4 protein-coding genes and 1 pseudogene are annotated in these 6,858 nt (G+C 59.9%); 4 read left to right on the forward strand and 1 reads right to left on the reverse strand.

Translation table 11 applies throughout. The features are described 5' to 3' along the window. Nucleotides 1-177 precede the first annotated feature (177 nt). Nucleotides 178-1,143 (forward strand): acetylxylan esterase, encoded by a 966-nt coding sequence (locus tag VL202_RS14270; protein WP_325464766.1) that lies wholly within the window; start codon nucleotides 178-180, stop codon nucleotides 1,141-1,143. 383 nt (nucleotides 1,144-1,526) lie between these two features. After that, a complete protein-coding gene (locus VL202_RS14280) occupies nucleotides 1,527-3,317 on the forward strand; it encodes an ABC transporter ATP-binding protein/permease (protein ID WP_325464767.1) in 1,791 nt (596 codons plus the stop codon). A gap of 80 nt (nucleotides 3,318-3,397) precedes the next feature. Here VL202_RS14280 and VL202_RS14285 read toward each other — a convergent pair whose 3' ends face one another. Next, a complete protein-coding gene (locus VL202_RS14285) occupies nucleotides 3,398-3,946 on the reverse strand; it encodes a cupin domain-containing protein (protein ID WP_325464768.1) in 549 nt (182 codons plus the stop codon). A gap of 142 nt (nucleotides 3,947-4,088) precedes the next feature. On the opposite strand from VL202_RS14285, the gene VL202_RS14290 reads away from it, so the two are divergent. Continuing rightward, the gene (locus tag VL202_RS14290) at nucleotides 4,089-5,423 is read left to right on the forward strand and encodes an aspartate aminotransferase family protein (protein WP_325464769.1); all 1,335 of its coding nucleotides are present in this window, start codon (nucleotides 4,089-4,091) and stop codon (nucleotides 5,421-5,423) included. A gap of 665 nt (nucleotides 5,424-6,088) precedes the next feature. Further along, a pseudogene (locus VL202_RS14295) lies at nucleotides 6,089-6,858 on the forward strand (hypothetical protein); the annotation flags it as partial.

Below are 6,858 nucleotides of genomic sequence, written 5' to 3' on the forward strand. Positions count from 1 at the left end.
TACAATGAGCTCGCCGCAATGCCGCAATGGAAAGATATGTCTGAAGACGGATCGCAGCCGCAGGATCGGATTGCGCCTGCTTGCCACAACCACCGCGATCGTCGTGCTGCACCACCTTTGGCAGGAACACCCGTCGCTGCCCTTGCATAGCCGGGTTTTTCACGGGACAAACATCGGATGAACGTTCCGGCAGTCCATCCTTTCGCCTTCGATCCCACCTACGGCCTGCAGCTTGAACAGTTGCTGGCGATCAGGCCGCCGGCAGCGCCCGCGGGTTTCGATGCGTTCTGGCAGAAGCGCTACCAGCAGGCGCTGGCCGTCGATCCGCAGCCGGTGCTGGGCCAGAGCAAGGCGAACCACCCAGACTGGCATGTGCTCGACATCACCTATATATCGACGGGAGGATTCCAGATCAGTGGCTGGCTGCTTCTGCCTCGCAAGGGCACGGTGCGGCGCGGCCTTGTCGTCGGACACGGATATGGTGGCCGCGACCAGCCCGACTTCGAAATTCCCGTCGAGGAAACCGCCGTCCTCTTTCCCTGTTTTCGTGGATTGTCGCTCAGCGCGCGACCGCCGATCTCGCCGAATCCACCGGGTCATGTGGTTTACGGCATCGAGAAACCGGACGACTATATCATCGGCGGCTGCGTCGAGGACGCGTGGACAGCCGTCTCCACCCTCACCGCCCTCTATCCATGGATCGACGGGCGGATTGGCTATAGCGGCAGCAGCTTCGGCGGTGGTGTGGGCGCTTTGGCTATCCCATTCGACAGGCGCATCGATCGCGGTCATCTGGTCGTCCCATCCTTCGGAAACCGGCCGCTGTGGCTGAGCCTGCCCACCGTCGGCAGCGCGCAGTCCGTTCAAGCCTATCAGGAAATGCATGGCAGCGTGCTGGCGACGCTCCGGCTGTTCGATGCGGCAAGTGCTGCCGAGCGCATCCGGGTGCCGATGCTCGTTGCGGTCGCGCTGTTCGATCCCGCCGTCGCCCCGCCCTGCCAGTTCTCGGTGGCGAATGGCCTGCCGCCATCAAAATTGAATGAGATCTTCATTCTCGATGCCGGGCATTTCGACTATCCCGAAGGCCCGGCGCAAGATGCCATCCTGCGCGAAAAGGTCAGAAGGCTTTTCAACGCAACATGAAACAGGAAGACTTTCTTTCGACTGTTACGACCTGACGATCGGCGATGCCGATCCCTCCCTTGATAGCAACCTGGCCGTCTTTTTCTCGACAAGAATGTCAGGCATCAGCTGTATGTCTGGGATGGACGCGCCCGCCCGGTGGGCGCCTGGCGGAAAATAACGCCGCTTTGTAGCTGACGATCCGCAATTGTTTCAACGATCACGTCATGACGCGGGTTTTAACCCATGTTGTGTGGAAAACGTCGCCGAGCGGGAGAGAAACCGCAGTTTTTAGACAGTTTCGCCCCATCCCCCGTTGTTAGTTTAGCTCAGGGAGCATTTTGATCGCGCGAGCGATCAAAGCCAGAGGTGGAGATTCTTTACCGATGCCGCAGCAGAAAAATATGAGGAAACCCGACCAGGGCCAGCCGGACGACGAACAACCTTTTCGCCATCAGCTAAGCATGATGCAGAACGCTTTCATGGTTTCGCCGGTCCGCAACGTGATCATCTGGCTTGCTCTCGGCATCGTCTCGGTCATCCTGGTTACCGCCTTTGGCCAGATCCTGCTCAATCGCTGGTACAAGCCGTTCTATGATACGCTGGAGCGTCGCGACTTCTCGGCCTTTCTGCATCAGTTGCTGATCTTCGCGCAGATAGCCGGCGGTCTTCTCGTTCTCAACGTCGTGCAGACCTGGCTGAACCAGTGGATCCGCATCAAGCTGCGCGAAGGCCTGACGCTCGACCTGATCACCGAATGGATGCGGCCAGCCCGTGCCTTCCGGCTTGCCAATGCCGGCTCCATCGGCATCAATCCCGACCAGCGCATGCATGAGGATGCCCGGCATCTGGCGGACCTGACGGCGGGCATCTGCTTCGGGCTGCTCCAGTCCGGCATTCTCCTTGTCAGTTTCATCGGCGTTCTCTGGTCGCTTTCGGAAGGCTTCCTGTTCCACATCGGCGGCCGCGACATCAACATTCCCGGCTACATGGTCTGGGCCGCGATCCTTTATGCCGGCACGGCAGCCTGCCTCAGCTGGCTCGTCGGGCGGCCCCTGGTCAAGATCAACGGCGACCACTACGCGCGGGAAGCCGCCCTGCGCTTCTCGCTGATGCGGGTCAGCGAGCATATCGAGTCCATCTCGCTCTCCGCCGATGAGCCGAATGAGAAACGCCGTCTGCAGCGCGACCTGTACTCCGTGCTCGAGATCAGCAACAAGCTGATGCTGGCGCTCACCCGTCTCACCTGGGTGACGTCCGGCTACGGCTGGATCACCGTCGTTGCGCCGATCATCATCGCCGCTCCCGTCTATTTCTCCGGAAGTCTCAGCTTCGGCGGCCTGATGATGGCGGTCGGCGCGTTCAACCAGGTCAACACATCGCTCCGCTGGTTCGTGGACAACATCGACACGATCGCCGACTGGCGGGCGACGCTGCTGCGGGTTGCCGCCTTCCGTTCCGCCATGCTGATGACGGACGAAAGCCACGAGAGCGGCAAGCGTATCAACTTCACCCGGAATGACAGCGCGCGCATGACGATCGACGGTCTGGAAATCGCGCTTCCGGCCGGATGCATCAAGCTTGCCGAACCGCATGTCGAGATCGCCCCCGGCGACCGCGTCCTAGTCACCAGCACGGCCGACGTCGAAAAGGCGCCGTTCTTCCGTTCGATCGCCGGCCTCTGGCCATGGGGCCATGGCAGGATCGCATTGCCGAAGGACGCGGACATGGCGTTCATTCCGCGCTCGCCCTATTTCCCGCCCGGCACGCTGGAAGAGGTCATGTCCTATCCGCAAAATCCCGGCAGCTTCCCGAAGGCGGACCTCGCCAAGGTTCTGTCCCGGGTGGGCCTCGCCCGACTGCAGGGCCTGCTCGACCACGACATGAAGACGAAGTTGAAGCTCAATGAAATCGAGCTGCGGCTTCTCGCCATCGCAAGGCTTGGTCTGCACAAGCCGCGCTGGATCGTCATCGACGAAGCGTTGGATACGCTGGAGAGCGACGCCTACCAACGCGTCCTGAATTTCCTGGAGAAAGAAGTCGGCACCGCGGCGATCCTCAACATCGGCCGGCAGGAACCGGGCAACCGCTTTTTCACCCGCGTCCTGCAGTTGGAGGGCAATCCGACCGGCAAGTCGCTGCGGCTGCTGCGCCCCAAGAGCCTGCGCACCCCTGCCCCGCAACCGGCGGACTGAACGATCTCTGTCATCATGGAGGGCCAGGCGAAGGAATATCGCCTGGCCCTCCATATCCGGCTGCAGACAGAAGGCCTCGGTCAGAAGCTCGGTGGCGTGCAGGCGCTGATGACCTCGCAAGGCACCGGCCCGACGCAGCGGAACCGGTGCGGTCGCCGGCTTTCGAAATAATAGGCATCACCCGGCCCCAGGATGCGCCGATCCTCGTCCACGGTGACTTCCAGCCGCCCCGACAGGACGATGCCACCCTCCTCGCCTTCATGGACCAGCGGCACCTTTCCCGTATCGGACCCCGGCTGGTAGCATTCCTTGAGAATCTGCAGGCTGCGGCCGAACAGGTGATCGCCGATCTGGCGGTATGAAATCGGCCCCTTGCCAATCTCGACCAGTTCCTCGGCGGCGTAGAACGCCTTGCGGGGCTTCTCCGGCTCGAAGGCGAAAAACTCCGCCAGTCCGATCGGAATGCCGTCGAGAATGCGCTTGAGTGCCCCGACCGACGGGTTGGACGAGTTCGACTCGATCAGCGAAATCGTCGAATTGGTCACACCCGTACGCTTTGCCAGTTCCCGTTGGGAAAGATTGTGCAGAGATCGCAGATGACGCAACCGGCTACCGATATCGACGGACATGACGCATCCCGTTTCTGTTGTTCGAAATACAACAAAACCTGCCATCTCGATCTATAGATTTCAATAGCTTATTCGTGGGCAGAAAAGGACTTGTTCAACATCGAAAATTGCACACATTGGCGACAATCCCAAGGAGAGAGCCATGGATCACATCAGCAAGCGAAACAGCCCACCCCTCGAAAATTTCTGGATGCCGTTCACCGCCAATCGACAGTTCAAGGCCGCACCCCGCCTGCTGGCGAGCGCCGAGGGCATGTATTACACCGATGTCGATGGCAACAGGATCCTCGATGGCACGGCTGGTCTATGGTGCGTGAATGTCGGTCACGGCCGTCAGCGCATCACCGAAGCGGTCGAACGGCAGTTGCGCACGCTGGACTTCGCCCCGACCTTCCAGATGGGACATCCGATCGCCTTTGAATTCGCGGCCAAGCTGGCCGAACATTCCCCAGGCGGCCCGGCGGCCCAGCTTGATCGCGTCTTCTTCACCGGCTCCGGTTCGGAGTCGGTCGATACCGCCTTGAAGATCGCCATCGCCTACCAGCGATCGATCGGCCAGGGCACCCGCACGCGCCTCATCGGCCGCGAAAAGGGCTATCATGGCGTCGGCTTCGGCGGCATTTCCGTCGGCGGCCTCGTCAACAACCGCCGAATCTTCCCGCAGATCCCCGCCGACCACCTGCGCCACACGCTCGATCTCGACTGCAACGCCTTTTCGAAGGGACTGCCCGAGCATGGCGTCGAACTCGCCGAGGACCTCGAGCGTCTGGTGGCGCTGCATGGCGCCGAAACGATAGCGGCCGTCATCGTCGAGCCCATGTCCGGGTCCGCTGGCGTCATCCTGCCGCCGAAGGGCTATCTGGAGCGCCTGCGCGCCATCGCCGACAAATACGGCATCCTCTTGATCTTCGACGAAGTCATCACGGGATTCGGCCGTCTGGGCACGCCGTTCGCGACAGACTATTTCCGCGTCGTTCCCGATATCATCACCACCGCCAAGGGCCTGACCAACGGTGCGATACCAATGGGCGCGGTCTTTGCGAGCCGCAAGGTGCATGACGGCCTGATGACCGGACCAGACAACCAGATCGAGCTGTTCCACGGCTACACCTATTCCGGGCATCCCGTCGCCTGCGCGGCCGGTCTGGCGACCATGGAAATCTACGAGGAAGAAGGCCTGCTGACGCGCGGCGCCGGCTTGGCCGACATCTGGCAGGACGCGCTTCATTCATTGAAGGGCCTGCCGCACGTGGTGGATATCCGCAATCTCGGTCTGGTCGGCGCGGTCGAACTTGCCTCGCGCGACGGCGCGCCGGGAACCCGCGCCTATGACGTCTTCGTCGATTGCCTCCAGAAGGGCCTGCTGGTCCGGGTCACGGGCGACATCATCGCCCTGTCGCCGCCACTGATCATCGAAAAGGAAGAAATCGGCAAGCTTGTCTCCATCCTCGGCGAAGCCCTGAAGCGCGCTGCCTGACAGATCAGGACAGGCCCGGATCATCTTGTGTCCGGGCCTGTCTTTGCCCGATCCGGCCCGTCCGAGCCACGCCGTTGGCGTCAATCTCATTCACTGAATTTTGCTTCGCTCCCGCCGAGACCCTGGGGAACCGAACCGCGCGGGAACAGTACAATCCGACGTGATTGACTATCGCCGTCAGGTACGACGAGAGGGCGCAAAATATCGAAACCCGCCTGTTAACCGATTGTATTGCATCTGTGCCGTGAAAGGACAGTTTGCAATGCGCTGTTGCGTTACCTGCGTCGGCAATTTGGTAAAAATCACCTGAAAACAATTCTCTCTTACTTATCCATAACGTAGTTTAGCATACTTTAATAATTCAAATATTTCAAAAATATGACAGCTGATTAAAACGGTAATATTTCTACACCTACGAAATCTTTGAAATCCAACTCGAGGATCATGTGTACAATTATATAATTTATTGATTCTTATTCAGTCTCTCAAAATATCCCCTCAGCATATATCCTGAATACACGAACGGAATATTCCCGCTGTTCCAAACGTTACATCTGTCGGTGACACAGCCTGATACATAATGCTTACGGCACCGGTGCGTCGTCACGGTGACCGAGATACTCACGCAATCACACAATCATTCATAGATCAGAGGAGGAATTCATATGACTACGACTCCGAAGCTTTGGCGTGCATTCCAGCAGGCAAACACCACGGATACCGGCACCAACGGAGATGACCAGATCGGCATCAGAATGGTTGCCCTGGCAAACGGCAATTTCATCGCGCTGTGGCAATCGAACACCGATGACGGCGCCGGCTTCACCGGCGGCAACGACGTCATCGGCCAACTCTTTGACGCTGAAGGCAATGCGATCGGCGCCGAGTTTCGCGCGAACGATACCTTCAACGCGGATGACGAGGGCCGAATTGACGCCGTCGGGCTTCCCAACGGCAACTTCGCCGTCGTGTTCGAAGATACCGACGTCAACGGCACCTCCATACGCTTCAATATTCGCGGTGCCGACGGCAGCTTTGTTTCCAGCGGCACGATCGCTCCCGACAGCAACGCTGACATTATCGGCGGGCCCAAGATTACCGTGAATACGGATGGCAGCTTCCTCGTCGCCTACCAGCAGCGCGATACCGTCAACAACCAGACCGACACGTTCGCGACGATCGTCAACTCGAGCGGCACCGCCGGCTCGCCCTTCCTTCTTCTGTCGGGCAACCTCTCCGCGGACGTTGGTTCCGGCGGCGAGCAGGTCGATGTCACGACACTGACGAACGGCAACTATGTCATCATCGCGCGCCAGATCGATGGCGACAACGGGTTTCATATGCGCATTGTCAACTCGACGGGCGGCAACGTGCTCGGCTTCACCGAGGTCTCCGGCACGATCGGCGACGGCGACACAGATGTCGCGCCGACGGT

This window comes from Pararhizobium sp. (assembly GCF_035497515.1).
Lineage (GTDB): Bacteria > Pseudomonadota > Alphaproteobacteria > Rhizobiales > Rhizobiaceae > Pararhizobium.